Here is a 26,160-nt window from a genome sequence, read left to right as displayed (position 1 = left end):
ATTTCTTTACCTCATCACTTCATATAATTTTGGCATCGTCTCTTTTACAATACCTTCAAATTGTTTTACTTCTTCCATTGTGTTTTCTGGTGCCAAACTAATACGAATAGCGCTTGCAGCTGCTGCATGCGGCACTCCCATTGACACTAACACTCTGCTCACTTCATTTGCTTTTGAAGAACAAGCAGATTTCGTTGACACATATACACCGTGTTCTTCTAAAGCATGAACGACTACTTCTGGTTTTAAACCAACAAATGATACATTTAAAATGTGCGGTGCTGCATATGCAAGCGACGTGTTAATCGTTACATCTTCCATCTCTTTAAAGAAACGAACAAGCTCTGCTTGTAAACTTTGCAAATGAGCTACCTTTTCTTTCACTTGTTCCATTGTCATACGAAGTGCTTTCACCATCGCTACAATGCCAGGTAAATTTTCTGTACCAGAACGATACTTAAGCTCTTGTTGACCACCTGATAAAATCGGATCTAATCTTACGCCATCGCGTACATAAAGAAGACCCGTTCCTTTTACACTGTGGAATTTATGTCCAGATATTGAGCAAAGATCAATATGAGACGCATATAAATCAAGCGGTACTTTCCCTATCCCTTGTACATGATCTACATGGAATCTTATTTTCGGATGATTCGATAATAACGTTCCAATTTCAGCAACGGGCTGAATTGCTCCAGTTTCGTTGTTCACATGAATAATTGACACAAGAATCGTATCTTCATGAAGTGCTCGTTTCACATCTTCTACCGACACAACACCATGCTCGTTAACCGGTAAATATGTTACATCAAACCCGAGTTCTTCTAATTGCTTATATGCCTCAAACACAGACGCGTGTTCAATATTTGTTGTAATGATATGTTTGCCACGCGAACGATTCCTCATCGCTATCCCTTTAATCGCAAGGTTATTCCCTTCCGTTCCACCTGATGTAAAAATAATTTCAGAAGGTTTAACACGAAGAAGCTGCGCTGCAATCGTTCTTGATTGTGTTAATAGACGCTCTGCCTCTCCTCCAAGCGAATGAATAGAAGAAGGATTACCAAAATATTTCCCAGCAACCGTCACGTACGATTGAAGAGCTTCTGGATATGGCTTCGTCGTCGCACTATTATCAAAATAGATCATCGTTCTTCCCCTTTCAGCGCTATCACATCGTATAATCATATCATAAATACGTGTCATTACGCTAAGACTACGCAAAGGTTCCATTTTATCTCGATTGGTGAAGGCTAATAATTGTCGAGGATGCCCTCCTATTACAGTTTCACTTTATCCCGCATGAACGGGCAATAAGACTCTCACCTCAAAATCCAGTTAGAGCAAAGAAGTTAGGTGGGAGTCGGGCTGTCCGTAAATGCCCGATTGGTGAAGGCTAGTAATCAATGGGGATGAATCCTCCTACTGATTACAGTTTCACTTTATTTTGAAACGAATAACCTTGCTGTATTCCGCTATTCATTATAGCAACATCGTCTGCAAAATTACACAAAAAAACAAACCCTTTTATGAAAGGGTTTGTTCATTGTCTACATATTCAGCTATTTTTTGAACAACGCCAGGTTCAAGTTGCTCTAATACTGAAGCCGCTTGTTCTAAAGCTGCATCGTATTGGTATTCACGGAATAATTTCTCAGCATAATTTAAACTTTCTGCTAGGTTTTCATCATGACTACGGTAACGGTTACCGTACTGAATTAATTTTTCCACTAAATATGCTTGTCCAATTAACTCTTCTGTCATTTCAGCCACACCGTTCACAGTTGTGTATGCTTCTTCTAAACTGCTATTTACAGCGTTCATATTTAACGGCTTCACTTCTAATTGTTCATATACAGCTTGCATTGCCATTTGCCCTCTTTTTAAATCTTCCATAATACTCTCTGGAAGACCTGGCAAATTCGACTTTTGCATAAAGCGTTTCGTTTCGAAAATAGTATTTCGCATTTCTTGTAACTTCTCACGTGCTTCAAATTCTTCTTTGCGCATCGCTTGCAGCATTTCTTTATATTCTGCATGAAGTACTTTTAACGTTTCACATTGCTCATAAACCTCTTCTAGTTCCTCACGAATAATAGAGAAGGCAATATCTTGTTCTGCAACGCGTAATTGTAGCATTTCAAAACGTTTCGTTAAAATGTGCATTTGCTTTTCAATTACTTTTTGAGACTCAATGTCTTTATCTTGTAACTGATAGCTTTGTTTCACAAGTTGTGTTTCTGTTTTCGTTTCAATCGTTTCGATACGCATTTCTTCTAAGTCATCGTAAACAGAAAGTGTTTTTTGCTCCACATAATGTCTCGCATGTACTTCTTGTTCCAATTGATCGTAGAAGCCATCTAAACGTGTTTTTAAGTTTTCTACTTTTTCAGCCGCTTCTGTTATATGAAGCTCCTGTATATCCATTAAACATGTTTGTAGTTGTTTCGTCATATCGCGAACTTCTTTAGGGACTTCCAAATAATCTAATACATAACCTTGTCTTACCATATCATTATGTCCGTGTAATAAATCTTCCAGCTGAACTGGTAACGTCGCTTGACACTCTACCAATAAATCTGGAATTTGGTGAATAATGATTTCTAAATCTGCTAAACCTTCTTCCAAACTAATAACAATTTCTCTCGCTTTTAAATAGTCGCCATTGTTTGTTGCTTCTTCAAAGGTTTTAAATTTCTCAGATTCAGCGTCTAGCATCTCTTCGATTTTCTGCTCTGCTGCTCCATACATATGTCTATGAGCAAGAACACTCTTTTTCATACTACGATATGTATCACGTAACCCTTCAATTTCCGAGCTATTTTTCTCATGGCTTTCTAACAATTGCTGTAATTCATTTAAAATGTCAGTAATACGATTATCAGCGTCATCTAAACCACTTATGGATTCGTTCATCGCATGCTTTGCTTTTCGGAAGGAGAATTGCGAGGCGAATTTTCGCGCTTGCGCTAAATCTTTGTCAGCTTTCGGAAGGGTTGTTGATACAATTTCATCCCATTCTTCACGCCATTTACCAAACAGTTCTTCTGTTTGACCCGTCATGTTTAAATCTTTTACCCGTTTTAGTTCATCTGCCACAGGTTTATCTTTTATCTCTTGTTTCCACTGCTCCAGTGCTTCAATATCTTTATATGAACGATTTCTTATCACAAGCTCTATCATGAGCAGCACTAGAATAGAGCTTACTACAATGATAACGATCGTCAGGATAGAATCCATGCAAAAAAGCCTCCTAGTTATATCTCTTTTTTTGTCCGTTCCGTTTATGAAATGGAAGGCATTATGTATAAAAAGGGAATTCCCCTATATTTAACAACTAACAATGTACTAATCATACCATGTAATGGTTTGTTTTTGACCTAGTTTTTTTTAAAATTTCATGTTTCTTTCAATGTGATTGTAATCTTTCTCAATATTCCGCCTACCTCACTCCCTATCCTCAAATGATTGTAATAACAAACAATCTTTCGTATGGGATACGAAATAAATTTTCCGCATGAGTGGTGGTTCAACAGAAATTACATGTACATTTCCTTGCCTTACAGACTGCTCTACTGCCCTTTCTGGAAGTAACGTGATACCAAGGCCAGCTTTTACCATTGCAAGCATCGGTTCTGCGTAAGATGTTTCCACAGCTATAGTTGGTTTTACACCTATTTCATGAAACATGTTCATAATCATTTTCCTTACATCACATATTTCTGGATATACAATTAATTTTTCATTGTGCAGCTCTTCTATTTGAATGACTATCTTCTCTTTGTACGGATGATTATTTGAAACGGCACAAATAATTTTCTCTTGTTGCACTTCTTTTATATACGTAGCACCTTCTACTACTGAATCGATGAACATCGCGTCAATCTCCCGCGCTTTAAATAAATCTCTTAATACTTCCGTATGCCCGATTTGCCATTCCACTTCGAACTCATCACCTAATATATCTTTACATTCTGATATGTAATGCTCCGCTAAACTCGGTAGTATACCAATTGAAAACTTCCGGTTCTCTTGATACCCCCTCATTTCTGTTTTCACTTCATTTATTTGCTCCAAAATCGGTAACATTCTTTTTATAAATAACTCTCCTGCCTCCGTTAACTCTACTCCTTGCGCAGAACGTTTAAGTAAAGTAACCTCTAAATCCGCTTCTAACTTTTGAATTTGTTTACTAAGCGCTGGTTGTGATATATGTAAAATCTTACTTGCCTTTGATAAACTTCGCGTATGCTTCACTTCAATAAACGATCGTACTGCCTCCAAATCCATCGTACACACCTCTAACAAAAAGTTATAACCGTTATAAGAAATCGATATTTCCTCCTATAAACAATTACTCTTTATACTTATTTCATCAACTTACTATAACGAAATGTAAAGGGGAAAGATACTCTTGAACAAAAAACAAATGCTACTCGGATCCTTTCTATGCTTACTCGCCGTCACTGCCTGGGGATTTATGTTTCCTGTAATGGCAAGTGCTCTGCAATTTATCGATCCATTCTTCTTCACAACGCTTCGCTATGGATCAGCAGCTATTATTTTTCTTATTTTGCTATTAATTACTGAAGGAAAGACTTCACTCCGCTTAGAAAAAAGAACACTTTCTCTATTCTTTTACGGGACAGTCGGTTTCGTGGGGTATGGTTTTCTCGTTTTCTACGGACAGCAACTTGCCGGACCTTCCGGAGCAATCCATGCAGCTATGATTCAATCCCTTATGCCACTGATTGCCTTATCACTGCAATGGATAACCCAAAATCGCCGCCCACAAAACTATACATTCCTTTGTATGTTCGTTGCATTACTTGGTGTTATGCTTGTCATTTCAAAAGGAAATATTGAATTACTATTTGGAGCTGCAAGCCACTTATCAACAAATATATTGATGCTATGCGGCGTTACTTGCTGGGTCATTTATACAAACGGGGCTGCTCGTTTTCAATCTTGGTCACCACTTAGGTACACGACATTAACTTGTTTATTTGGCTCCATTTCACTCATCGTTATTGTTACTTTCTTAACGTACACAAATATAGTTACTATGCCGTCACTGCGTACAGTTGTGAGCGTTCGTTTTGAGCTCTTTTATATGTCGATTATCGCAGGCGTTATCGCTGTATTTTGCTGGAATATGGGAAATCGCTATATTTCATCTATTAACGGCATATTATTTATGAATTTAGTTCCTATCCTTGCACTCATTGGTTCTATCTTTCGAGGTTATACAGTCGATAAAATTGAAATCGCTGGAGCTGCATTAACAATTATCGCGCTATTATGTAACAATTTATGGCAAAGAAAAGTAAACATAAAAATCCCCACCTCAGTTCGTTAGGTGGGGATTCTTCACATATGAACAGCTCTTGGCCATTCATGGTACATATTCGCTTTACATAATGCTTGTTCCATCCATTGCTCAATCTCTTTCGTATACATTTCTATGAAAAATGTCTCAGACGGGAAAGAATGGAGTACTTCTGATATATATTGTGGATATAAAAACGGCATACTTATCATACCTTTTAATTGCGTCATAAACATTGTAAATGATACTTTCTGAAATTCTTGTTTCATTTGTCCTTGTCTAATCATTTGTTCTATATAATATCTTTCTTTAGAAAAATAAACGGTCATCACTTCACGAATTAATGTCGTATCAAGCGAAAGCTCTCGGTAGAAGAAACGTGTTAGTTCTCTATTTTCAAATTGATATCGTAAAATCCCGCGCACCATTTGCACCATTACATCTTTAGCCGACAAATACTCTCTCTGTTCAAACGACATTTCAATCACATGAATATATCCTTCTAAAAAATCAGTAATAAGCTGTTCTAATAAACCTTGCTTCCCAGCAAAATAATATGAAATATTCGCTACATTCACATCCGCTCGCTTTGCAATGTCTCGCACCGACGTTCCATCATAACCTTTCGTATTAAACAACGATATTGCCGCATCAATTACTTTTTGTTTCGTCTGCTTCATGCGCTCACTTCCCCTCACTGAACAGCTATAGTTTAAATTTCTTGACTTTTAAGACAAATTCCTTTAATTTTCTATCGACAAAGTCATGTGAAATACATCGTATTTTGCTAATATTTTACACATCTCGATAAAAAAGGAGCTGTTTCCATGTTTACTAAAGAAAGTTATGCAGGATCTCGTGTGCAGCAATATGAGACAGTAATTAAACAACTGGATGCGTTATTAACTGGCGAATCAAACGTAGTCGCAAACTTATCAAATGCTTCCGCATTATTAAACCAATTTTTAGATCGCGTTAATTGGGTTGGCTTTTACGTAACAGAAGGAAATCAGCTTGTCCTTGGACCGTTCCAAGGAATGCCTGCTTGCGTACGCATTCCATTTGGACGAGGCGTTTGCGGCGTAGCAGCTGAAACGAAAACAACACAGCTTGTAGCAGACGTTCACCAATTCCCAGGTCACATCGCTTGCGATAGTGCTTCTAATTCAGAAATCGTTGTACCAATTGTGAAAGAAGGAGCTGTCATTGGTGTACTTGACATTGATAGTCCCGAAAAGAATCGTTTCGATGAAGTAGATCAGCGCTATTTAGAAAAGTTTGTGGAAACACTCCTAAAACATATGTAAAAAGAAAAGAGCGAGTTATCGATTTAGTACGTCCTGTACAAAACCGATAGCTCACTCTTTTTTTATTGATTAACAGTAGATATTTTCTTTAATGCCTGCTCTAAATCAGAAACGATATCCTCCCACGATTCTAAACCGACTGATAAGCGTATTAAATTATCGAAAATGCCCATTTCTTTTCTTAGTTCAGCTGGAATCGCAGCGTGCGTCATCGTTGCTGGATGCTGAATTAACGTTTCTGTATCTCCTAAACTCACCGCAATTGTAATAAAGTGAAGATCATTAATAAACGCTTGCGTCTCTTCTTTTCCGCCTTTTACTGAAAAAGAAATAACACCGCCCCCGCGTTTCATTTGACGAGATGCTAACTCTCCTTCTGGATACCAAACATCTTCTACCGCATCATGTTTTCTTAAGAACGATACAATTTTTTCTGCATTATCACAATGACGATCCATTCTTACTGCTAACGTCTTTAACCCGCGTAATAATAACCATGCATCAAACGGTGCCATAATACCGCCGATATCCTTTCGCATCGGGCGAATCTTTTCAGCTAATGCTTTCGTTTTACAAATCGTTACACCCGCCACAACGTCGCCATGACCACCAATATATTTTGTCGCACTATGCACAACAGCATCACAGCCAAGCTCAAGCGGTCTTTGTAAATAAGGTGAACAAAATGTATTATCAACAATAACAAGTAAACCTTTTCGCTTCGCAACCCGAATCACTTGTTTTAAATCAATTAATTTCATTGTCGGATTAATTGGTGTTTCAACGAAAATAAGCTTTGTATTTGGGCGAATTTTATTTTCAATATCAACCTCTGTCTCCATATCACAAAACGAATGCGTAATCATAAATTTTTCTTCTAACACTTCTAAAAAACCGTACGTGCATCCGTATAATCCATTTGAACAAATAATATGATCTCCAGCCTTTAAAAAACCGATTAAAGTCGCTGAAATAGCTGCCATACCAGATCCGAAGGCAAGTGCCTCTTCTCCTCCTTCTAACACCGCCATACGTTCTTCAAATAATTTCACAGTTGGATTTCCAAGCCGTGAGTAAATATAAGATGGATCCACTCCCGCAAAACTCGCCTCTCCTTGCTGCGCAGTCTCAAATGTAAATGTAGAAGTTTGAAATAAAGGTGGTGTTAAACTTCCTTTATGTTCCTCAGGTGTATAACCGTGATGAATTAACGCTGTCTCCATATGCTTCTTTTTCATAAAAACATCCCCCTTATGTTTTTATTGCCGCATATTCATCCATAAAAATTTGATGAACGTTTTCCTTCATTTTATGTAAGCGTTTTATTTGTGTTTCTATCTCTTCTTCTATATTGTTTTAAATTCCTTCTTATATTAACTTCCAAAATTTATATGCATAAAACAAAAACGTACTCGCTTGACGAAACTCTGGGTAAAAGATATAATAGCGTTTGTGTAAAATAAAAAGGCAGCCTTGTAATGTGAGTTTATCGTTTGTATTTTGTTCCTCTACGGAGGTGTATCTCGTAACTCCCTGCTGCTGGAGCGAAGGTACATGAAAACAAAATGCCCGTAAATATCGATTACGTCTGTTTTTATTTTACGTAAATAAAAACATTTTTAAAGGAGGAGTCAACTATGGCTCGTTATACAGGTCCAGCTTGGAAACTGTCTCGTCGTCTTGGAATCTCTCTAAGCGGCACAGGAAAAGAATTAGAAAAACGCCCTTACGCACCAGGTCCTCACGGTCCTAACCAACGTAAGAAACTTTCAGAATACGGTTTACAATTACAAGAGAAACAAAAACTTCGTCACATGTACGGCATGACTGAGCGTCAATTCCGTCGCACATTTGACCAAGCAGGTAAAATGCCTGGTAAGCACGGCGAAAACTTCATGATCCTTCTTGAAGCTCGTCTTGACAACTTAGTTTACCGTATGGGCTTAGCTCGCACTCGTCGTGCAGCTCGCCAATTAGTAAACCACGGTCACATCATGGTTGATGGCGCTCGCGTAGATATCCCATCTTACCGTGTAAAACCTGGTCAAACTATCAGCGTTCGCGAAAAATCTAACAGCCTTGTTGTTGTTAAAGAAGCGATCGAAGTTAACAACTTCGTACCAGAATACTTAACTTTCGATGCTGACAAATTAGAAGCTACTTACACTCGTCACGCTGAGCGTTCTGAGTTACCAGCTGAAATCAACGAAGCATTAATCGTAGAGTTCTACTCTCGTTAATCTCGGTACTCTGCAAAGAGTATTATTAAAAGCCTTAGGAACCTTGTTTATCAAGGGGCCTGGGCTTTTTTTATTGAATATAGCCGATTATATGTATAAAAACAAAACAATGTAACAAAATAAAACTTAACCCTCTCTCTAGAATTTCATCCATTTTTTATCCACATTAATAAAAACCTCCCCCCTTCTTCTAACACTAAAAAAACACTACATTCTACCCCACAACTCATTTTTCTTTGCTGTACTCTCCTTTTGTTAACATGATTTTTACAACGTATTTATTTGTACATAATCTATACCTTCCCTTTTTCTATTTACATTCAACTTAAAAACCTCTTCATCACCCGAGCATCTGAATAAGATTAAAAAAACTTAATGAACAAGTATCTCTTTAACCGCCGAATTATCAGAACATTACATTTACAACCCCTTCCTTAAATTGGTATTATTTTCTTGTAAGAGGAGGGAAAGTTCATGTCTTTAAATATGTATCTCGGTGAAGTACAAGCTCAAACAGAAAGTATGAACTCTTTCTGTACCACTACTATTCAAGGTATGGAACAAATTATTCATTCTATTGATGCTTTTGCATTGGATACTGTTCTACAAGGACAAACATATAGCAGTGCAAAAGCATATTTCTTACAAACCTTTCGTCCGTTAGCACAAGGAATCATTTACTTATGCGAAGAATTAATCCGTCAAAATGATGCTTTTCCAAGAGACTTTCAATCACAGGTCGCTTCTACAGATGTTATCGAACAGGAGATATTAGAACAAATTCGAGAAATTGACCGAATGATAGCAAGTACGGAAGCAATCAATCAAGCTATGCCTATCTCGGGCATGGATGCTATAGTAAATCTATTTGCTGACATGAGGCGTAAACTTCAAGAAAAGCTAGAGCACCTATATGAATTTAATCAAACATCTAGTGATAACTATAATACAGCGATTCAATTAGCTGCTAGCATTGCGACGGGTCTCGCCGAAGTCCAAAGTGGAAAAGGTTTTAGTCCTGCAAGTGGTACATTTAGTACGCAAGGGTTGAATATGGAGTGGACGGGTCCTATTCAAGCAATTACAGAAGAAAAAAAACGAAAAGCTGATCATTTAATTAAAGATGGAGAAATGTGCGGTAGGCTAGAAAAAACATCTGCGATTAAAAAAGCTTGGGGCGATAAGGTAAACAGTGTAGTTAAAATGTTCGAAACAGTAAAAAAGATATGGAATGGTACTGTAATCGGAACAGGGAAATCTGTTGAAGATGCAATCAAGTCCATGGAAACTTTAAGTAATATGAATATAAGGAATATGGATATAGAAACTTTTATTAATGTTACATATGCGATTTTACATTTGGATGAAACGGCGAAAAATATGTGGCATACATTTTCAAGTACCGTGAAACGAGATATGATAAATGGAGATGCAGAGAGCCGTACGCAATGGATTACTTATGCATTAACCCAAATAGGTATTGGTCTAATCGCCGACAAGGGATTAGGTAGAGCAGGACTTGTTATAAAAGGAGTAAAAGCATCAAGTGGAGCAAGTACATTAACAAAAGGAGTAACACTAATAAAAGAAATGAAGCACGCATCTGAGATTTTACAATCTTTTAAGAAAGATGTTTCTTATGCTTTCTCTGGTGGAACTATCATAACCAAGATACCTCAAAGCGAATTGAATCAAGCCTACTATAATTTTGCAAAGACTACGATTTCAAGTGCACAAAAAAGAAATTCTCCAGGAACAGTAACTTCAAGTTTTAATCTTGAACGAAGTTTAGGGACTCAAAAGAAACTAATGTATAATAAAGGTTCAATTGGTGTTATTCCACAAGAAATTCGAAATAAGCTAATTGGAAAAAATTTCAACTCCTTTGATGATTTTAGAAAAGAGTTTTGGAAAACAGTTGCTGATTCAGACTATGCGACAGAATTTAACCAAAGAAATATAAACCTTATGAAAGAGGGTAAAGCTCCATTCGCTCCATTATCTGAGAAGTATGGTCAGCACAATCAATATATTTTGCACCATAAACAACCAATTCACCAGGGTGGAGATGTGTACAATCTCGATAACTTAATAATTGTTTCTCCTAAAATGCATCAAAATGTTTTAGATCGTTCATATCATTTCGGTAAAAAAGGTTAATGATTATGAAAGGATGGTTAGTATGACACTCAAAATGACAAAAGAAGAACTTATTGAACTTGTAACAAAGATTTGTAATCCTAAATTACCTGAAGAAGAACTTAATGAATACGTAAACCAATTTAATAATAGCGGTGTACCTCATCCCGCTCCAAGTGATATAATCTTTTGGGATTTTAGGGATTTAACACCGGAAGAAATAGTAGAGATTGCATTAAATTACAAAGAAGAAGAAAACTAAAACATGTAAAGAATAAGCCGCCCCGAAAAAACGAGCGGCTTTCTTCATTATCTAATTCATTTTATACTGTCCTATTTGTTCTAATGTTAGTATTTCTTTTCAATGCTAATACAACATTAGAATTATCATTTCTGAATTTAGCCAGCTTACCTTCTTCTAACACTTAAAAACACTACATTCTACCCCATAACTCATTTTTCTTTGCTATACTTTCTTTTTTTAACATGATTTTTACAACGTATTTATGTGTACATAATCTATATCTTCCCTTTTTCTATTTACATTCAACCTTAAAAACCTCTTCATCACCCGAGCATCCGAATGAGATTAAAAAACTTAATGAACAAGTTTTTGTTTTCGGAATAATCAGAACATTATATTTACAACCTCTTCCTTGAATTGGTATTTTTTGTAAGGGGGAGGGAAAGTTCATGTCTTTAAATATGTATCTCGGTGACGTACAAGCTCAAACAGAAAGTATGAACTCTTTCTGTACCACTACTATTCAAGGTATGGAACAAATTATTCATTCTATTGATGCTTTTGCATTGGATACTGTTCTACAAGGACAAACATATAGCAGTGCAAAAGCATATTTCTTACAAACCTTTCGTCCTTTGGCACAAGGAATCATTTACTTATGTGAGGAATTAATTCGTCAGAACGATGCCTTTCCAAGTCAATTTCAATCACAGGTAGCTTCAACAGATGTTATTGAACAAGAAATATTAGAACAAATTCGAGAAATTGACCGAATGATAGCAAGTACAGAAGCCCTCCATCAAACTATGCCAATTTCGGGCATGGACGCTATGGTAAATCTTTTCATTGCCATGAGGCGCAAACTTTAAGAAAAGTTAGATCATTTGTATCAGTTCAACCAAACATCTAGTAATAACTATAATACAGCAATTCAATTAGCCGCTAGCATTGCGACGGGGCTTGCTGAAGTTCAAAGTGGGAAAGGTTTTAGTCCAGCAAGTGGTACATTTAGTACACAAGGATTAAATATGGAGTGGGCGACTTCAATTCAAGCGATTGCAGAAGATAGGAATCGTCAGGCTGATAATTCAATCGAAGAAGGTGCAATGTGTGGCAAAATCCCACCACAATCAGAACAATCCTTTTAGGATAGAAATAAAAAGGATTTGAGCGATGCCTGGACTGGTATTTCCACTGGTGTAGTAGATGGCGTTGTAGACGCATGGGACGGATTTGTTGCTTTGGGAGATAAAGAGACCTGGTTAAACATGAAAGATGCAATCGTAAATTATAAAGAAACCCTACCTGCGGCATGGAATGCCCTGTCCGATTCATTCATGAACGAATTATGGAATGGGGATATGGAAAGTAGGGAACATTATGCAGCTTATGTAGTCACCTCGCTACTCACAGGGTTTATTGGTAGCAAAGGTCTAGATAAAATTGGACAAGTAGGTAAAGCATCTGCTATGACAAGTCTTATTAAAGGGAAATCCCTTATAACTAATCCCCCTGCATACAGAAATGCATTGCATATATTAAACAACTATGAATTAAAACCTGGAAATTCTTTCTCATATGCAGGAGTTGGAAGTATCCAACAGTATTTGCAGAAAGCAGCTCCATATACTTATGAAGGTCCAAATGGCCCTAAGACAATAAGATTAAGAAAAGGTGAGTTGGCAGGAGACAAACACCCTGTTACAGGTATTCCGTATGATGCAGATGGGTTCCCTATTTTTAAATCTAAGGGTGAGGTAATCCTAAAAGAGGCAGACTTAAAAAAATCTAGAACAACACATTTTAGAAAATGTAGTAAAGCATTATACGAACAAATAATAAAAGACCCTGATTTAGCTTCAAGATTTACGAAAGAAGAAATTCAAATGTTTAAACAAGGTGAAACACCAAAGCATTACACATGGCATCACCATCAAGATACTGGTAGAATGCAACTTGTAGATTATCAGATACATCACGATACTGGCCATACAGGTGGCTATAGAATTTTGGGAAAAGATAGCGATAAATAAGGAGTGGCAAAAATGAACAATATTACATGGTCCTTTATGAGTAAAACACCAGTTACAGACGAAGAAATCCAAAAGGCAGAACAATATTTTAATATTAAATTACCCAACGATTTTGTTGCGTGCGTGAAGAAATATGACGGGGGATACCCTAACCCAAAAGTATTTGATGTACCAGGACAAGATGAAAATGTATTCAGTGACCTCTTAACTCTTCATATAGAAGATAAATATTCGATTGTCCAAAACTATGAAGGTATAAAAGATAGATTAGTTGATAAAGTATACCCTTTTGCTAGAGACCCGTTTGGTAACCTTCTATGCTTTGATTACCGAAATAACCCCGAAGCCCCAACCGTTGTATTTTGGGATCATGAGGAAGAAGAGATGGAAGAAGCAATTTACCCTGTTTGTTCATCTTTTACAGAATTGCTAGATAGCTTACGCGATTTTGAAGACGACGAATAAAACAAAAAAAGAAGAACGCCTTGTAGTGAGAATAAACGTTCTTCTTTTTATTGATTTATGTAATTATTCATCAAAAACGTAATATTTAAGCGCGAGGATTGATATTAATGGCAGTAGGATTTAAAGTAGATATATTTTTCTATGAAACAGGACACCCTGATTTTTTACATAGCTTTTTTCAACCATGTCTTATCATACAGAGTCTGAAGGTTGGGGCACTAAGTACCCACTATTAATGAAGAATTTATATTTCGACAAGTTACGTTGGGAGGACACAGAAGAAGCACTTCAAAATGTAGAAGAGATAAGAAAAATTTTAAGTGAATTACCTCCTACAGAAGTTATCTGGGATATTGAGCACATGGAAAAACAGCCACCTTGGGGAAATAAAATTCCTAATAAAACAACTAGTTTAGCCAATTATCACGCTACTCCAACAGGTACAACTTTTTTAGATTTACTAAGCAACGCTTTAAACACTGCAAAAAGAAACAAAATTGATATAACAATTTCAAATCTAGGAAAATAAATCCTGCTAGATATCTTATGGTTTCATTTGAGTTTTCATCACTTTACGCTTCGAGGCTGAATAAAAACATTTAAGTCACACTCATATGATTTGTGGCTTTTATTATGTAATAATTTATAGATTTTCGTAGACATTTCACCCCCTTTATTTTTAAAAATGTTGTCTAACGATAGAAATGCCCCTACGCTACCTATCCTCCCCAAAGGACAAATTTCATTAAAAGTAATACATGAATAACAAAAAAGATATCTCCAAAGGGTCATTTTAAAGACCTTCTGGGATACCCTCTTTTTTCGTATATATAAAATAAAGTTATTTATTTTCCTCTTTTTGAACATATACATAAGCATCTTTCTGCTCTTTATGTATATCAACCTTCGAATTCTCTGCAAGTTGACCCGCGTTTAGCAAAGAAAAAATAATGAGCGCTTCTAGTGACATTTTGTTTTACCACTCCTTTCTAATTGTTATACGTTTATCATACCGCTTACATGTGATTTCCGTATGAACTCGAAAAGGAGATTAAAACAAAAAAGCTTTGAGGAATTTCCTCAAAGCTTTTTATTTATTAGTAACGAATTAAGAAATATTTCTTTTTACCGCGGCGAATGATTGTGAATTTACCTTCGATGCGATCGTTTTCTGTTACAACGTAGTCTAATGCTTGTGTACGCTCACCGTTTACGTAGATTGCGCCGTTCGTTACATCTTCACGTGCTTGACGTTTTGATGGAGAGATTTTGCTTTCTACAAGTAAGTCGATTAATACTGTATCTTCTGCAGTACGTTCTACAGATGGTACGTCTTTGAATCCTTGTTCGATTTCGCTTGCAGTTAGTTCTGCTACAGAACCGCTGAATAATGCAGCTGAAATTTTAATCGCTTGCTCTAATGCTTCTTCACCATGAACAAGTTTTGTCATTTCTGCACCTAATGCTTTTTGTGCTGCACGTTTTTCTGGCGCTTCAGCTACTTGCTTCTCAAGCTCAAGAATTTCTTCATGAGATAAGAATGTGAAGTATTTTAAGTATTTAACAACGTCGCGGTCATCTGTGTTAATCCAGAATTGGTAGAACTCGTAAGGAGTTGTTTTCTCTGGGTCTAACCAAATTGCGCCGCCTTCTGTTTTACCAAACTTCGTACCGTCAGATTTAGTAACAAGTGGAATTGTTAAACCGAATGCTTTCGCATCTTCTTCTGATTTACGGATTAATTCAAGACCAGCTGTAATGTTACCCCATTGGTCACTACCACCGATTTGCAGACGGCAATTATGTTGTTGGTATAAGTTTAAGAAGTCGTATGATTGTAAAATCATGTAACTGAACTCAGTGAATGAAATACCAGTTTCTAAACGAGATGCTACCGTATCTTTTGCTAACATATAGTTTAAACCGAAGTTTTTACCAATATCGCGTAAAAATGAAATTACATCTAAGCTACCAAGCCAGTCGTAGTTGTTAGCCATCGTTGCTGGGTTGTCCACGTTTTCAAACTCTAAGAAGTTTGAAAGTTGGTTTTTAATGCTTTCTGTGTAGTAAGCAACTGTATCTTTCGTATTTAATGTACGCTCTGCTTTTTTACCACTTGGATCACCGATCATACCAGTACCACCGCCAACAAGTGCGATTGGTTGGTGACCAGCTAATTGGAAACGACGTAACATTAATACTGGTAACATATGACCAATGTGTAAGCTATCTGCTGTCGGATCGAAACCACAGTATAATTTAACGCTTTCTTTTTCTAATAATTGCTCAAGTCCCTCAGCATCTGTTTGCTGATTAATTAGACCGCGAAATTCAAGATCTTGTAAAATACCCATATCCTACATACTCTCCTTTAAGTTCATTACTGGCGTGAAGGTTGAAAACATAAAAAAATCGCCCCTTCAAATAAGGGACGATTTTGATTATCGCGTTACCACCCTAGTTGCAGGCAAAAAAAGCCTACCACCTTATTTACATAACGGCTTAGCACCGTCTTTTCCCTTTTGAATATAATTCAATCGAAAAAAGATGCTCTAGGGGCGTAATTCGCGATCATCTATGTGCTGATTTTCACCGGCCATCAGCTCTCTAAAACAGGGAAATGATCACTACTTCTCCCTTTCCACGCTCAATTATTCATATACTTTTCTTTATACCATCATTTATATAGGCATGTCAAATAGAGGTCAGGTTTCCCTCCTTGCCAATCCTTTACAACGTCGCAAGAAGTAATTTATTAGACATATAAAAGCCTCCCTCATCTATTCTTTTATAACTGTATACAGACGAGGAAGGCACTTCGTTCAAATATTATTTTAGTTTTTTATAATCTTTGCAGGATTCCCGCCAACTACTACATTATTAGGCACATCTTTCGTTACGACAGCACCAGATGCGATTACCGCATTGTCTCCAATTGATACACCGGGATTAATAATTGCTCTTCCGCCAATCCATACGTTATCGCCAATTGTAACTGGTTTTCCGTATTCTGATCCGCTTATACGCTCTACCGGATCAAGTGGGTGCGTTGCTGTATAAATGTGAACACCTGGAGCTAACATACAGTTCACTCCGATTGTTACCGGGCATACGTCTAAAATGGTACAGTCAAAGTTCGCGTAAAAATTTTCACCGACATGAATGTTATAGCCGTAATCACACCTAAAAGAAGATTCAAGATGAATATTATCTCCTGTCGTTCCGAATAATTCTTTTACGATTTCGCTACGCTCTTTTAATTGCTCTTCTGGCGTATCATTTAATTTTCTCGTTAATATACGTGCTTGCTCTCTTTCTTGTACTAAAACTGGATCAGCCGGTATGTACATTTCTCCTAGTATCATCTTTTCCTTTTCTGTTTTCATCATACTATCCCCTTTAACTTATATATACAAGTTAATGATATCATAAAAAAGAAAGGCCTGAACATTTTTCGTTCAGACCTTTCTCTCTTAATCTTCCATCGTTGATAAGTCACCTGTTGGTAAATTCAGCTCCCACGCTTTTAATACGCGTCGCATAATTTTACCACTTCTCGTTTTCGGTAATTTATCTCTAAATTCAATTTGTCGTGGCGCTGCATGAGCTGCTAGGCCTTTCTTTACAAATTGACGAATTTCTTCTTTTAATTCATCAGATGGTTCGTATCCTGCTCGAAGTGCGATAAATGCTTTAATAATTTCGCCACGCACCGGATCAGGAATACCAATTACACCAGCTTCTGCAACAGCAGCATGCTCGATTAATTTACTTTCTACTTCAAACGGACCAACGCGCTCACCTGACGTCATAATTACATCGTCAATACGTCCTTGGAACCAGAAGTATCCATCTTCATCCATATAGGCAGAGTCACCTGATACGTACCAATCTCCCGGCATGAAATAAGATTCATATTTTTGCTGGTTATTCCAGATCCCGCGCATCATAGATGGCCAACCTTTCGCAATTGCTAAGTTACCCATTGTGTAAGGAGGCACTTCATTTCCTTCATTATCAACAATCGCTGCTTTCACACCTGGAATTGGTTTACCCATTGAACCTGGACGGATTTCCATACAAGGGTAGTTACAAATTACTTGTCCACCTGTTTCTGTCATCCACCACGTATCATGAATACGAAGTCCAAATGCATTCATACCCCAGCGAATTACTTCTGGATTTAACGGCTCACCAACGCTTAATACGTGACGAACTTGTGATAAGTCATATTTTTTAATTGCGTCTTGTCCAGCTCCCATTAACATACGGAATGCTGTTGGTGCGCTGTACCAAACCGTCACACCGTAATCTTGCAGTGCTTCATACCAAGCTTCTGGACTAAAGCGTCCACCTAAAATAACATTTGACGCTCCAACTAACCACGGTGCGAAAATACCGTAAGCTGTTCCAGTTACCCAGCCCGGGTCAGCAGTACACCAATATACATCGTCTTCTTTTAAATCTAATACCCACTTCGCCGTTTGATAGTGCTGAACCATTGCGTTTTGCGCATGAAGCACACCTTTTGGCTTACCAGTAGAGCCAGACGTGTAATGTAGAATCAAACCGTCTTCACGGCCTAACCATTCAATATGTAATTCTTTTGAAGCTTGTTCAAATAACGGATTGAACGCTACCGTTTTACCGCCTTCTTCTACATTATCTCCAACAAGGAAAACTGTTTTTAAAGCCGGTAAATCATTTAATGGTACGCGCTCTAACAATTCAGGCGTTGTAATTAACACCTTTGCTTCGCTATCTTCTAAGCGATCGCGAACTGCGCCTTCCATAAATGCTTCAAATAGCGGTCCAACAATTGCTCCTAATTTCACTGCACCTAAAAGTGCGAAATATAACTCTGGAGAACGTGGCATAAAAATAAAAACGCGATCGCCTTTTTCTACATCGCCATAATTCTTAAGGACGTTTCCTGCTTTATTAGAAAAATCCTTCATTTCCTTAAATGTATATTTCTCTTTTCGCGATCCATCTTGATAATAAAGAGCTACTTTATTCTTTCGATCGGATTTCGCATGCTTATCAATTGCCTCATACGCCATATTTACTCGGCCTGTTTCATTCCAAGTAAAGTTTTTATTAACCTCTTCCCAGTTAAAATTCGCGTATGCCTCATCATAATTCGGCAAATTATTTTCTCCTTTAATGACAGGAAGCGTTTCTACTTTCATACTTTACATCCCCCTCCTATGTATTCTATTATCTATTATAATGACATTATTTAAAATTTTCAGTATATTTGTTGATTTTTAGACAAATTTTTAATGACAAATTTCGATTCACATCGCATATATTATAAAGTACGATATTAATAGATTCACAAACCCTCAAGGTGGTGAGCAATACATTGATTCATAAAAAAATATATAATGCTAGAAACTTAAAAACAGCGAAAGGCACTTTAATTATTGAAGGTCCTGTCTCTACACATAACTTAGAAATGTATGAGTTTCATCCAGACTTAATTGCGTTTCGTCCTGCCGAGCAACAATATAAAGCAATTGTCGAAATTTCTAAATTACCAGAAGCTCGTCTCATTATTGCTAGACATGACCAAACAATTGTTGGATATGTTACATACTTGTATCCTGATCCACTTGAACGATGGTCAGAAGGAAAAATGGAAAACTTAATTGAGCTTGGGGCAATTGAAGTAGTCCCAGCCTTCCGCGGGAGTTCTGTCGGAAAGAACTTACTAGAGGTTTCTATGATGGACGATTATATGGAAGATTACATTATATTGACGACTGAATATTATTGGCACTGGGATTTGAAACAAACAGGATTGAATGTGTGGGAATACCGAAAAGTAATGGAGAAGATGATGAATGCTGGCGGGTTACAATGGATGGCTACAGACGATCCTGAAATTTGTTCACATCCTGCCAACTGTTTAATGGTCCGCATCGGTAAACGCGTTGATACGGATTCTATTCAAGCTTTTGATCGTCTACGTTTTCACAATCGTTTTATGTATTAATAAAGGGGGCAACTGGAATGATTGTAGAAGAAATTATGAATCAAAATGTAGTTACATTACATCCAAACGATACAATCGAAACAGCAATCCGAACGATACGCACGAAAGGCATTCGGCACATTCCAATTGTCGATCAAAATAATCACGTCGTAGGCATTATTTCTGATCGGGATGTAAGAGATGCAAGTCCGTCTATTCTAGATGAACAAGTTTCACTCGATATGCTACAGCAACCGCTCGAACTTATTATGAAACATCCTGTTATGACTTGCCATCCTCTCGATTTCGTTGAGGAAATTGCTACTTTATTTTTTGAAAATAAAATTGGCTGTCTTCCTGTTACAAAGGCCGGAAAGTTAGTTGGAATCATTTCTGAATCTACAGTACTGCACACGTTAGTAAAATTAACAGGAGCACATCAACCAAGTTCGCAAATTGAAATTCAAGTAAAAAACGAACCTGGTATTCTTGGAAAAGTCGTTGCTATTTTTAGTGATTTACAAATAAATATCGTGAGCGTTCTCGTCTACCCAGCAAAAGACGAGAATGATAAAGTACTCGTTTTCCGCATTCAAACGATGAATCCTCTAAAAGTGATTGATGCACTTGAAGCAGAAGGCTACCGCGTATTATGGCCAAACATCATGGGGATGCAAGCATGAGTAGCGCGTTTATTTATTCGGATGACTTTCGGGGCTATTCATTTAGCCCTGATCATCCTTTTAACCAACTGCGCGTCACACTTACGTATGATTTATTACAAAAGGGCGGTTTCATCTCTCCCTCTCAAATCATCTCACCACGGATGGCTACAGATGAAGAGATTGCCTACATTCATACAGAGGAGTATATAAATGCGGTAAAACGTGCTGGAGAAGGAAAGTTAGAAAAATCAATTGCGATGACATATGGACTCGGAACAGAAGATACACCGATGTTCCCAAATATGCACGAAGCAAGCGCATTGCTCGTTGGTGGTACGTTAACAGCTGTCGATGCTGTTCTTTCCGGAAAAGTAAAACACGCACTTAATTTGGGCGGCGGCTTACATCACGGCTTTCGCGGCAAAGCATCTGGCTTTTGTATTTATAACGACAGTTCTATCGCAATGAAATATATTCAAAAGAAATACGGTTTACGCGTCTTATATATTGATACAGATGCTCATCACGGTGATGGCGTACAATGGTCGTTTTATGATGACCCTAACGTATGCACAATTTCATTACATGAAACTGGTCGCTATTTATTTCCTGGAACTGGCGCTGTAAATGAACGCGGACAAGGGAATGGCTATAGTTATTCTTTTAACGTTCCACTCGATGCTTTTACAGAAGATGAATCGTTCTTAGAATCATATCGAACTGTTGTAAAAGAAGTTGCAGCGTACTTTAAACCGGATATTATTTTAACGCAAAATGGTGCTGACGCACATTATTATGACCCACTTACACATCTTTGTGCGACAATGAATATTTACCACGAAATACCGAAGCTCGCTCGTGAAATTGCTAATGAATATTGCGACGGTCGCTGGATCGCTGTCGGTGGCGGTGGCTATGATCACTGGCGCGTCGTTCCAAGAGCTTGGGCACTCATTTGGCTCGAAATGAACAACATCCAAAACATCTCAGGTTATCTCCCTCCAGAATGGATTGAAGCTTGGAAAGGACAAGCAGAAACAGAACTTCCCCTCACATGGGAAGATCCAGACAACATGTATAAACCTATCCCCCGTAAACCAGAAATTGAAGAAAAAAACGCATTAACTGTAGCGAAATCCCTTGAAATTATTCGGAATAATATGACAAAATCTTTGTACTAAACGAAAAGGAGGCTCGTTTTTGAATAGCCTCCTTTTATTTAAAGCTCGCTATTATTGTCGATTCCTGTCGGCAAGTCGATATATTTTAATAATCGCTGATATATTTCAAGTTGCGCCGATATATTTGGAAAATCGCTGATATATTTCGAGATGTGCCGATATATTCTAATAATCGCTGATATATTTTTATGTACTAATAGATTTTATGAGGAAAGGTCGTGATATTATGTGGATACAACAAATGATCCACACGAAACGTGGCACATTTGAGCTTTTTACTAAAGGCAGTAGCGAATCTCTTTGTATTACACATCACTATTCACAATTTAATGAAACTGGTGATTACTTTGCGGATGTTTTTACTGCTACGCATCGTGTATTGCTCATTAATTTACGAGACGCTGGTAACTCGGTAAAAGCCAATTCAGACAAAGAATTAAGTATGATTGAAACGATTCACGATTTAGAAGCTATACGAGAAGCTTTACAACTTCCAACATGGCATTTCGCTGGCCATTCAACAGGTGGTATGCTTGGACTTTTATATGCAATTACATATCCACATTCCTTACAATCATTAGTCGTAGCAGGAGCTGCAGCAAGTAACTACACCGAAACACCCTTTTGCATTTATCACCCAGCACATCCACAGTTTCATTATATGCAAAAACTCATCGAAAACTTAAAAAACCCTCACCTTACAGATGAAGAACGGAAAGAACTATCTACTAAGAGAACAAAATTATCATTGTATAAACCAGAAAACTACAACTCTTATTTTTGTAAACCAATCAATAAAACAATGTCCGTTAGCCGGATGAATGCTTTCGCCAATGAATATCCTTCATTTGATTTAAAAGAGAATTTACCTTCCATCCAAACAAAGATCCTCATTACATGTGGAAGACATGATGTACAGTGCCCAATTCAGTATTCTATCGAGATACATGATGGAATACGTAATTCTATCTTCATTCCATTCGAAAATAGCAACCATTATCCTTTTTTAGAAGAAGCTGCTCAGTTTACTTCTACTACTCAAACATTTTATAAATCGTTAGTACCATTATTATTAAGAAAACCTAAACACTGACAAAAAGCTCATAGCCTCTATACGACTATGAGCTTTTTTCAAAAGAAATATTTCACACTAAAAACAACTAAAAAAACAAAAGAAATAACCACTAAACCCACATCAAGTAATACCGACTTTTTATCTCTATCTTTTAAACTTACCTTAGAGCTAGAAATGCTTTTAATTACCCAAAAGATCGCAAAAAAGAACCAACCGAAATGATCATTCGTAGAATCTTCATCATAAAACATTTGTATTGCACCAATAATCAATAAGATAAGTACGATATTAGTTCCAATCTTTAAATTCTTATTTGATTTATTATCTTTTAATATATCCCCCAACATATAGCTCGCTCCCTATGCTCTCCTCTTTTTTGTTTCTCTTTACATTTTAACACAAATTACCTATTTCTTCCTTTTCGTTCGAATAACATACAAAAAACCTGCCAATTACTCGGCAGGTTCCCTACACATTAAAACGATAGCCAGCTCCCCATACTGTTTCAATATATTGCGGATGAGCAGGATCTCTTTCAATTTTTTCACGTAGCTTTCTAATGTGGACGACAACAGTGGCTAAATCACCAGCGGAATCTAATCCCCAAATGCGTTCAAATAACTGTTCTTTATTTAATACTTGGTTTGGATGTGTTACAAAGAATGTTAATAAATCAAATTCCTTCGTTGTAAATGCCACTTCTTCATTGTTTATAAAAACTTTTCTCGCTCGTTGATCGATAGAAATTCCGTGAATATATAACGTATCACGTTGCTTACTTACATTTCCTAATAATCTTTCATAACGGGCAATATGCGCTTTTACTCTTGCGACTAATTCACTCGGGCTAAACGGTTTCGTTATATAATCATCCGCTCCTAATCCGAGTCCGCGAATTTTATCTATATCTTCTTTTTTTGCTGAAACAAGTAGAATCGGAATATCTTTTACAGCACGTATTTGTTTACAAATTTCGAATCCGTTCATTTTCGGAAGCATAATATCTAAAATAATTAAATCATAGTCTTCTTGCAAGGCTGTTTGTAAACCTATTTCTCCTGAATGCTCTACATCAACTTGGAAATCATTAATTTCTAAATAATCTCGCTGTAATTCTGCAATACTTACTTCATCTTCTATTAATAAAATTCTTTTCAATTTACTCACCACATTCCTCTACTTTTTCCAATGAGAAGAAAATGCTTGTGCCTTTACCAAGCTCGCTTTCCGCCCAAATTTTCCCGCCATGTTCTTCAACAATTTGCTTCGCTATTGCTAAACCAAGTCCACTTCCACCTGTGCTAGAATTCCGCGATTGTTCTGCACGATAAAAACGTTCAAAGATATAAGGTAGCGTATCAGATTCTATACCTGATCCATTGTCCATCACTTTCACAATAACTTTATTATTATCACTCGATACTGTTACAGTAATTTTCTTCTCTTCTTTATCCATGTATTTCACACTATTATGAATTAAATTTGATATAACTCTATTGATCTTTTCGCAATCAGCCGTTACATATAATGGTGATGCATGTAATTGTAAGTTAACTTCTATACCTTCTTTACTTAAATCCATTTGCATCTCTTCGATTAACTCTTGCATAAACGTATTCAATTCAACCGTTTCAAACTGAAAGGGAACTCGATTCAAATCGAGCTTTGAGAATAAAAATAATTCATCAATAAGTGTATCCATATGTCTTGCTTTCGTATGGATAGTTGTTAAATACTTATCCATTTTTTCTGGCGTATTTGCTACCCCGTCCTTTATTCCTTCTACATATCCGATAATTGATGTAATCGGTGTTTTTAAGTCATGAGAGATGTTTGAAATAAGCTCTTTTCTATTTTCTTCATACTGTGTTTGCATCTCTATCGATTCTTTTAATCTCTTCCTCATTTCCTCAAATCCTTGATTTAATTGCCCTATTTCATCGTGTGATGTAACTGGTATTTGAAAATCTAAATTTCCTTCTTTAATTTTCTCCGTTGCGCCTTTCAATACAAAAATTGGTTTTATTACACTTCTTGAAACGAGGTAACTTAATAATCCAATGAGTAAAATGGCTAGTAGTAAGAGAGATACAAATAAGATTGGAAATAATTTTTGTGTAAGATCTACAAATGAACTTTGCTTTTTTAATACAAATATACTTCCCTCTTCTTCCTGAGGAAAATAAAAATCAAACTTTACATATCGATAAAATGTATCGCCTAGTTCCGTTGTACCACGACTATTAATATTTGCTGATTCAAATTTCGGAAGGGCTTCTTTTAAAGATACACTTTCAAATACGTTTGAAGCATATGAAAGTGTTTCTCCTTTTCTTACTACTATTTTCACACCCTCTTTTTCTATTGCTGAGACAAACGACTCATCTAACAATTGAGATTGATGCTGTTTAGCTGCTGACTTCAACTCAAGATAGGCATTCTCTTCTTCTGGTGTAAGCGGCTTTTGAATGTAAGAACTTTTATAGAAATTTTTCACTGCTTCCAAGTCACCTGTTATCGAAAAAACGATTAAAAATCCCGCGACTAATATAAGCGTAATAGAAACGAGGATAACAGCAATATAAGAAAATAAAAACCTTGTTTTAATAGACATATCTTAAATCCTCACTTTATCAAACCTTATTATTTATAAGCATAAAAATATATGTTCAATTACTCAAGCGATTTTATAGTAATTTTAGCGCCAGTTTATAAAAATTTAATGTTCCTATTTTACAGTTGAAATTAGGAGGTTGAAATTCCATGTTCAAAAAAACATTCAGTATGATATGTTGCGTAATTTTTTTACAAGGATGCTCGCAAGAACAAGAAGTAAAAAAGGAGATGACAAACATGGAGACTGCACTACTAGCAGCTACTGAAAAAAATGAAACGAATACTGTTATATCTTTACTAAAAAAAGGCGCAAATATAAATGCGACGGATAGTCAAGGACGCACTCCGCTTATGATTGCTACATACAAAAATGATGTAAAAACCGCAAAAGCGCTTATCGAAGCTGGTGCTGACGTAAATATCCAAGATGACATGAAAAACAATCCCTTTCTATACGCCGGTGCGGAAGGTTACTTAGACATTTTAAAGCTAACAATTGATGCTGGTGCAGATCCTACGATTACAAATCGTTACGGCGGAACAGCTCTTATCCCAGCCTCAGAACATGGCTATATTGACGTTATAAAAGAACTCCTCACTCGAACAAATATTGATGTAAATCATGTAAATAACCTGGGATGGACAGCTTTAATGGAAGCCATCGTACTAAGTAACGGAAACGAAACACAGCAACAAGTCATTCGCCTTCTTATTGAGCACGGTGCAGATGTAAATATTCCAGACAATGATGGTGTTACCCCGTTAGAGCATGCTCGCGCTCATCACTTTGAAGAGATAGAGAAGATTTTGTTAGAAGGCCGTAAGTAAAAAGCTAATTTTTGCCTTCCTCCCCCACCCTATGCTACATTTAAGCCGTTACATTAAT

23 protein-coding genes, 2 pseudogenes and 1 other annotated feature are annotated in these 26,160 nt (G+C 36.8%); of the genes and pseudogenes, 13 read left to right on the top strand and 12 right to left on the bottom strand.

What is annotated here, in order from left to right; all coding sequences use genetic code 11:
* Positions 1 to 6: 6 nt before the first annotated feature.
* From HMAS_RS01285 to HMAS_RS01275, 3 genes are all read right to left on the bottom strand, one after another.
* Positions 7 to 1,149 carry a cysteine desulfurase family protein gene (locus tag HMAS_RS01285; protein ID WP_116344677.1) on the bottom strand — a complete coding sequence of 381 codons (1,143 nt, stop codon included), beginning with the start codon at positions 1,147 to 1,149 and terminating at the stop codon, positions 7 to 9.
* 378 nt (positions 1,150 to 1,527) lie between these two features.
* Positions 1,528 to 3,240 (bottom strand): septation ring formation regulator EzrA, encoded by a 1,713-nt coding sequence (gene ezrA, locus HMAS_RS01280; RefSeq protein WP_000377303.1) that lies wholly within the window; start codon positions 3,238 to 3,240, stop codon positions 1,528 to 1,530.
* 207 nt (positions 3,241 to 3,447) lie between these two features.
* Positions 3,448 to 4,290: a LysR family transcriptional regulator gene (locus HMAS_RS01275; protein ID WP_098955143.1), complete on the bottom strand. Its 843-nt coding sequence runs from the start codon at positions 4,288 to 4,290 to the stop codon at positions 3,448 to 3,450.
* 124 nt (positions 4,291 to 4,414) lie between these two features.
* On the opposite strand from HMAS_RS01275, the gene HMAS_RS01270 reads away from it, so the two are divergent.
* Positions 4,415 to 5,359, top strand: a complete 945-nt coding sequence (locus HMAS_RS01270; protein WP_116344676.1) for a DMT family transporter — start codon at positions 4,415 to 4,417, stop codon at positions 5,357 to 5,359.
* 11 nt (positions 5,360 to 5,370) lie between these two features.
* Here the strand turns inward: HMAS_RS01270 and refZ are convergent, their stop codons facing one another.
* Complete coding sequence (gene refZ / locus HMAS_RS01265; protein WP_000814923.1) at positions 5,371 to 6,009, bottom strand: forespore capture DNA-binding protein RefZ; 639 nt, start codon at positions 6,007 to 6,009, stop codon at positions 5,371 to 5,373.
* A gap of 147 nt (positions 6,010 to 6,156) precedes the next feature.
* Between refZ and HMAS_RS01260 the strand changes: the two genes are divergently transcribed.
* Positions 6,157 to 6,636, top strand: coding sequence for a GAF domain-containing protein (locus tag HMAS_RS01260; protein WP_000494340.1), 480 nt, complete (start codon positions 6,157 to 6,159; stop codon positions 6,634 to 6,636).
* A 62-nt stretch (positions 6,637 to 6,698) separates the two neighbouring features.
* Here HMAS_RS01260 and megL read toward each other — a convergent pair whose 3' ends face one another.
* Complete coding sequence (gene megL, locus HMAS_RS01255; RefSeq protein WP_000726570.1) at positions 6,699 to 7,874, bottom strand: methionine gamma-lyase; 1,176 nt, start codon at positions 7,872 to 7,874, stop codon at positions 6,699 to 6,701.
* A 399-nt stretch (positions 7,875 to 8,273) separates the two neighbouring features.
* On the opposite strand from megL, the gene rpsD reads away from it, so the two are divergent.
* From rpsD to HMAS_RS01225, 6 genes and pseudogenes are all read left to right on the top strand, one after another.
* On the top strand, positions 8,274 to 8,876 hold the full coding sequence (rpsD, locus tag HMAS_RS01250) for a 30S ribosomal protein S4 (RefSeq protein ID WP_000135317.1): 603 nt from the start codon (positions 8,274 to 8,276) through the stop codon (positions 8,874 to 8,876).
* A 474-nt stretch (positions 8,877 to 9,350) separates the two neighbouring features.
* Entirely contained in the window at positions 9,351 to 11,036 is a 1,686-nt protein-coding gene (locus HMAS_RS01245; RefSeq protein ID WP_116344675.1) for a T7SS effector LXG polymorphic toxin, read from the top strand.
* A gap of 22 nt (positions 11,037 to 11,058) precedes the next feature.
* Entirely contained in the window at positions 11,059 to 11,277 is a 219-nt protein-coding gene (locus HMAS_RS01240; RefSeq protein WP_000172895.1) for a bacteriocin immunity protein, read from the top strand.
* A gap of 431 nt (positions 11,278 to 11,708) precedes the next feature.
* Positions 11,709 to 13,292 (top strand): annotated as a pseudogene (locus HMAS_RS01235) (HNH endonuclease).
* Positions 13,293 to 13,304: 12 nt separating this feature from the next.
* A complete protein-coding gene (locus HMAS_RS01230; RefSeq protein WP_001060036.1) occupies positions 13,305 to 13,757 on the top strand; it encodes an SMI1/KNR4 family protein in 453 nt (150 codons plus the stop codon).
* Positions 13,758 to 13,864: 107 nt separating this feature from the next.
* Positions 13,865 to 14,286 (top strand): annotated as a pseudogene (locus tag HMAS_RS01225) (immunity 70 family protein).
* 312 nt (positions 14,287 to 14,598) lie between these two features.
* Here HMAS_RS01225 and HMAS_RS01215 read toward each other — a convergent pair.
* The 4 genes from HMAS_RS01215 to acsA all read right to left on the bottom strand — a co-directional run bounded on the left by HMAS_RS01215 (position 14,599) and on the right by acsA (position 18,949).
* Entirely contained in the window at positions 14,599 to 14,727 is a 129-nt protein-coding gene (locus HMAS_RS01215) for a hypothetical protein (RefSeq protein ID WP_000050940.1), read from the bottom strand.
* Between the two features lie 127 nt (positions 14,728 to 14,854).
* A complete protein-coding gene (tyrS, locus tag HMAS_RS01210; RefSeq protein ID WP_000512086.1) occupies positions 14,855 to 16,111 on the bottom strand; it encodes a tyrosine--tRNA ligase in 1,257 nt (418 codons plus the stop codon).
* A gap of 70 nt (positions 16,112 to 16,181) precedes the next feature.
* Positions 16,182 to 16,410 (bottom strand) — a binding site (T-box leader).
* A gap of 181 nt (positions 16,411 to 16,591) precedes the next feature.
* Positions 16,592 to 17,146, bottom strand: a complete 555-nt coding sequence (locus tag HMAS_RS01205) for a maltose acetyltransferase domain-containing protein (RefSeq protein WP_116344674.1) — start codon at positions 17,144 to 17,146, stop codon at positions 16,592 to 16,594.
* An 84-nt stretch (positions 17,147 to 17,230) separates the two neighbouring features.
* Positions 17,231 to 18,949, bottom strand: a complete 1,719-nt coding sequence (gene acsA, locus HMAS_RS01200; RefSeq protein WP_000862049.1) for an acetate--CoA ligase — start codon at positions 18,947 to 18,949, stop codon at positions 17,231 to 17,233.
* A gap of 176 nt (positions 18,950 to 19,125) precedes the next feature.
* On the opposite strand from acsA, the gene acuA reads away from it, so the two are divergent.
* The 4 genes from acuA (at position 19,126) to HMAS_RS01180 (ending at position 22,676) form a co-directional block, all read left to right on the top strand.
* Complete coding sequence (acuA, locus tag HMAS_RS01195) at positions 19,126 to 19,758, top strand: acetoin utilization protein acetyltransferase AcuA (protein WP_000581388.1); 633 nt, start codon at positions 19,126 to 19,128, stop codon at positions 19,756 to 19,758.
* 17 nt (positions 19,759 to 19,775) lie between these two features.
* Positions 19,776 to 20,420 carry an acetoin utilization AcuB family protein gene (locus HMAS_RS01190; protein WP_000634583.1) on the top strand — a complete coding sequence of 215 codons (645 nt, stop codon included), beginning with the start codon at positions 19,776 to 19,778 and terminating at the stop codon, positions 20,418 to 20,420.
* Positions 20,417 to 21,583 (top strand): acetoin utilization protein AcuC, encoded by a 1,167-nt coding sequence (gene acuC / locus HMAS_RS01185; RefSeq protein ID WP_080444815.1) that lies wholly within the window; start codon positions 20,417 to 20,419, stop codon positions 21,581 to 21,583. The genes HMAS_RS01190 and acuC overlap by 4 nt, the downstream gene beginning before the upstream one ends.
* 205 nt (positions 21,584 to 21,788) lie before the next feature.
* Complete coding sequence (locus tag HMAS_RS01180) at positions 21,789 to 22,676, top strand: alpha/beta fold hydrolase (RefSeq protein ID WP_116344673.1); 888 nt, start codon at positions 21,789 to 21,791, stop codon at positions 22,674 to 22,676.
* A gap of 38 nt (positions 22,677 to 22,714) precedes the next feature.
* Here HMAS_RS01180 and HMAS_RS01175 read toward each other — a convergent pair whose 3' ends face one another.
* From HMAS_RS01175 to HMAS_RS01165, 3 genes are all read right to left on the bottom strand, one after another.
* Positions 22,715 to 23,005: a hypothetical protein gene (locus HMAS_RS01175; protein ID WP_076875960.1), complete on the bottom strand. Its 291-nt coding sequence runs from the start codon at positions 23,003 to 23,005 to the stop codon at positions 22,715 to 22,717.
* Between the two features lie 121 nt (positions 23,006 to 23,126).
* A complete protein-coding gene (locus HMAS_RS01170) occupies positions 23,127 to 23,816 on the bottom strand; it encodes a response regulator transcription factor (protein WP_001986686.1) in 690 nt (229 codons plus the stop codon).
* Position 23,817: 1 nt separating this feature from the next.
* Positions 23,818 to 25,272, bottom strand: a complete 1,455-nt coding sequence (locus HMAS_RS01165; RefSeq protein ID WP_044307643.1) for a sensor histidine kinase — start codon at positions 25,270 to 25,272, stop codon at positions 23,818 to 23,820.
* 149 nt (positions 25,273 to 25,421) lie between these two features.
* On the opposite strand from HMAS_RS01165, the gene HMAS_RS01160 reads away from it, so the two are divergent.
* Positions 25,422 to 26,102: an ankyrin repeat domain-containing protein gene (locus HMAS_RS01160; RefSeq protein WP_000475114.1), complete on the top strand. Its 681-nt coding sequence runs from the start codon at positions 25,422 to 25,424 to the stop codon at positions 26,100 to 26,102.
* The last annotated feature ends 58 nt before the right edge of the window (positions 26,103 to 26,160 follow it).

The sequence above is a fragment of the Bacillus sp. HMA207 genome (assembly GCF_003402455.1).
GTDB classification, from domain to species: Bacteria; Bacillota; Bacilli; order Bacillales; family Bacillaceae_G; genus Bacillus_A; species Bacillus_A cereus.
The sequence above is the reverse complement of the archived record's forward strand: the minus strand, read 5'-3'. Positions and strand labels throughout refer to the sequence as shown.

Bases quoted from the DNA above. Each gene is read 5' to 3' on its own strand.
- HMAS_RS01285 (WP_116344677.1), bottom strand. From the start codon at position 1,149: ATGATCTATTTTGATAATAGTGCGACGACGAAGCCATATCCAGAAGCT.
- ezrA (WP_000377303.1), bottom strand. From the start codon at position 3,240: ATGGATTCTATCCTGACGATCGTTATCATTGTAGTAAGCTCTATTCTA.
- HMAS_RS01275 (WP_098955143.1), bottom strand. From the start codon at position 4,290: ATGGATTTGGAGGCAGTACGATCGTTTATTGAAGTGAAGCATACGCGA.
- refZ (WP_000814923.1), bottom strand. From the start codon at position 6,009: ATGAAGCAGACGAAACAAAAAGTAATTGATGCGGCAATATCGTTGTTT.
- HMAS_RS01260 (WP_000494340.1), top strand. From the start codon at position 6,157: ATGTTTACTAAAGAAAGTTATGCAGGATCTCGTGTGCAGCAATATGAG.
- megL (WP_000726570.1), bottom strand. From the start codon at position 7,874: ATGAAAAAGAAGCATATGGAGACAGCGTTAATTCATCACGGTTATACA.
- rpsD (WP_000135317.1), top strand. From the start codon at position 8,274: ATGGCTCGTTATACAGGTCCAGCTTGGAAACTGTCTCGTCGTCTTGGA.
- HMAS_RS01245 (WP_116344675.1), top strand. From the start codon at position 9,351: ATGTCTTTAAATATGTATCTCGGTGAAGTACAAGCTCAAACAGAAAGT.
- HMAS_RS01240 (WP_000172895.1), top strand. From the start codon at position 11,059: ATGACACTCAAAATGACAAAAGAAGAACTTATTGAACTTGTAACAAAG.
- HMAS_RS01230 (WP_001060036.1), top strand. From the start codon at position 13,305: ATGAACAATATTACATGGTCCTTTATGAGTAAAACACCAGTTACAGAC.
- HMAS_RS01215 (WP_000050940.1), bottom strand. From the start codon at position 14,727: ATGTCACTAGAAGCGCTCATTATTTTTTCTTTGCTAAACGCGGGTCAA.
- tyrS (WP_000512086.1), bottom strand. From the start codon at position 16,111: ATGGGTATTTTACAAGATCTTGAATTTCGCGGTCTAATTAATCAGCAA.
- HMAS_RS01205 (WP_116344674.1), bottom strand. From the start codon at position 17,146: ATGATGAAAACAGAAAAGGAAAAGATGATACTAGGAGAAATGTACATA.
- acsA (WP_000862049.1), bottom strand. From the start codon at position 18,949: ATGAAAGTAGAAACGCTTCCTGTCATTAAAGGAGAAAATAATTTGCCG.
- HMAS_RS01190 (WP_000634583.1), top strand. From the start codon at position 19,776: ATGATTGTAGAAGAAATTATGAATCAAAATGTAGTTACATTACATCCA.
- acuC (WP_080444815.1), top strand. From the start codon at position 20,417: ATGAGTAGCGCGTTTATTTATTCGGATGACTTTCGGGGCTATTCATTT.
- HMAS_RS01180 (WP_116344673.1), top strand. From the start codon at position 21,789: ATGAGGAAAGGTCGTGATATTATGTGGATACAACAAATGATCCACACG.
- HMAS_RS01175 (WP_076875960.1), bottom strand. From the start codon at position 23,005: ATGTTGGGGGATATATTAAAAGATAATAAATCAAATAAGAATTTAAAG.
- HMAS_RS01165 (WP_044307643.1), bottom strand. From the start codon at position 25,272: ATGTCTATTAAAACAAGGTTTTTATTTTCTTATATTGCTGTTATCCTC.
- HMAS_RS01160 (WP_000475114.1), top strand. From the start codon at position 25,422: ATGTTCAAAAAAACATTCAGTATGATATGTTGCGTAATTTTTTTACAA.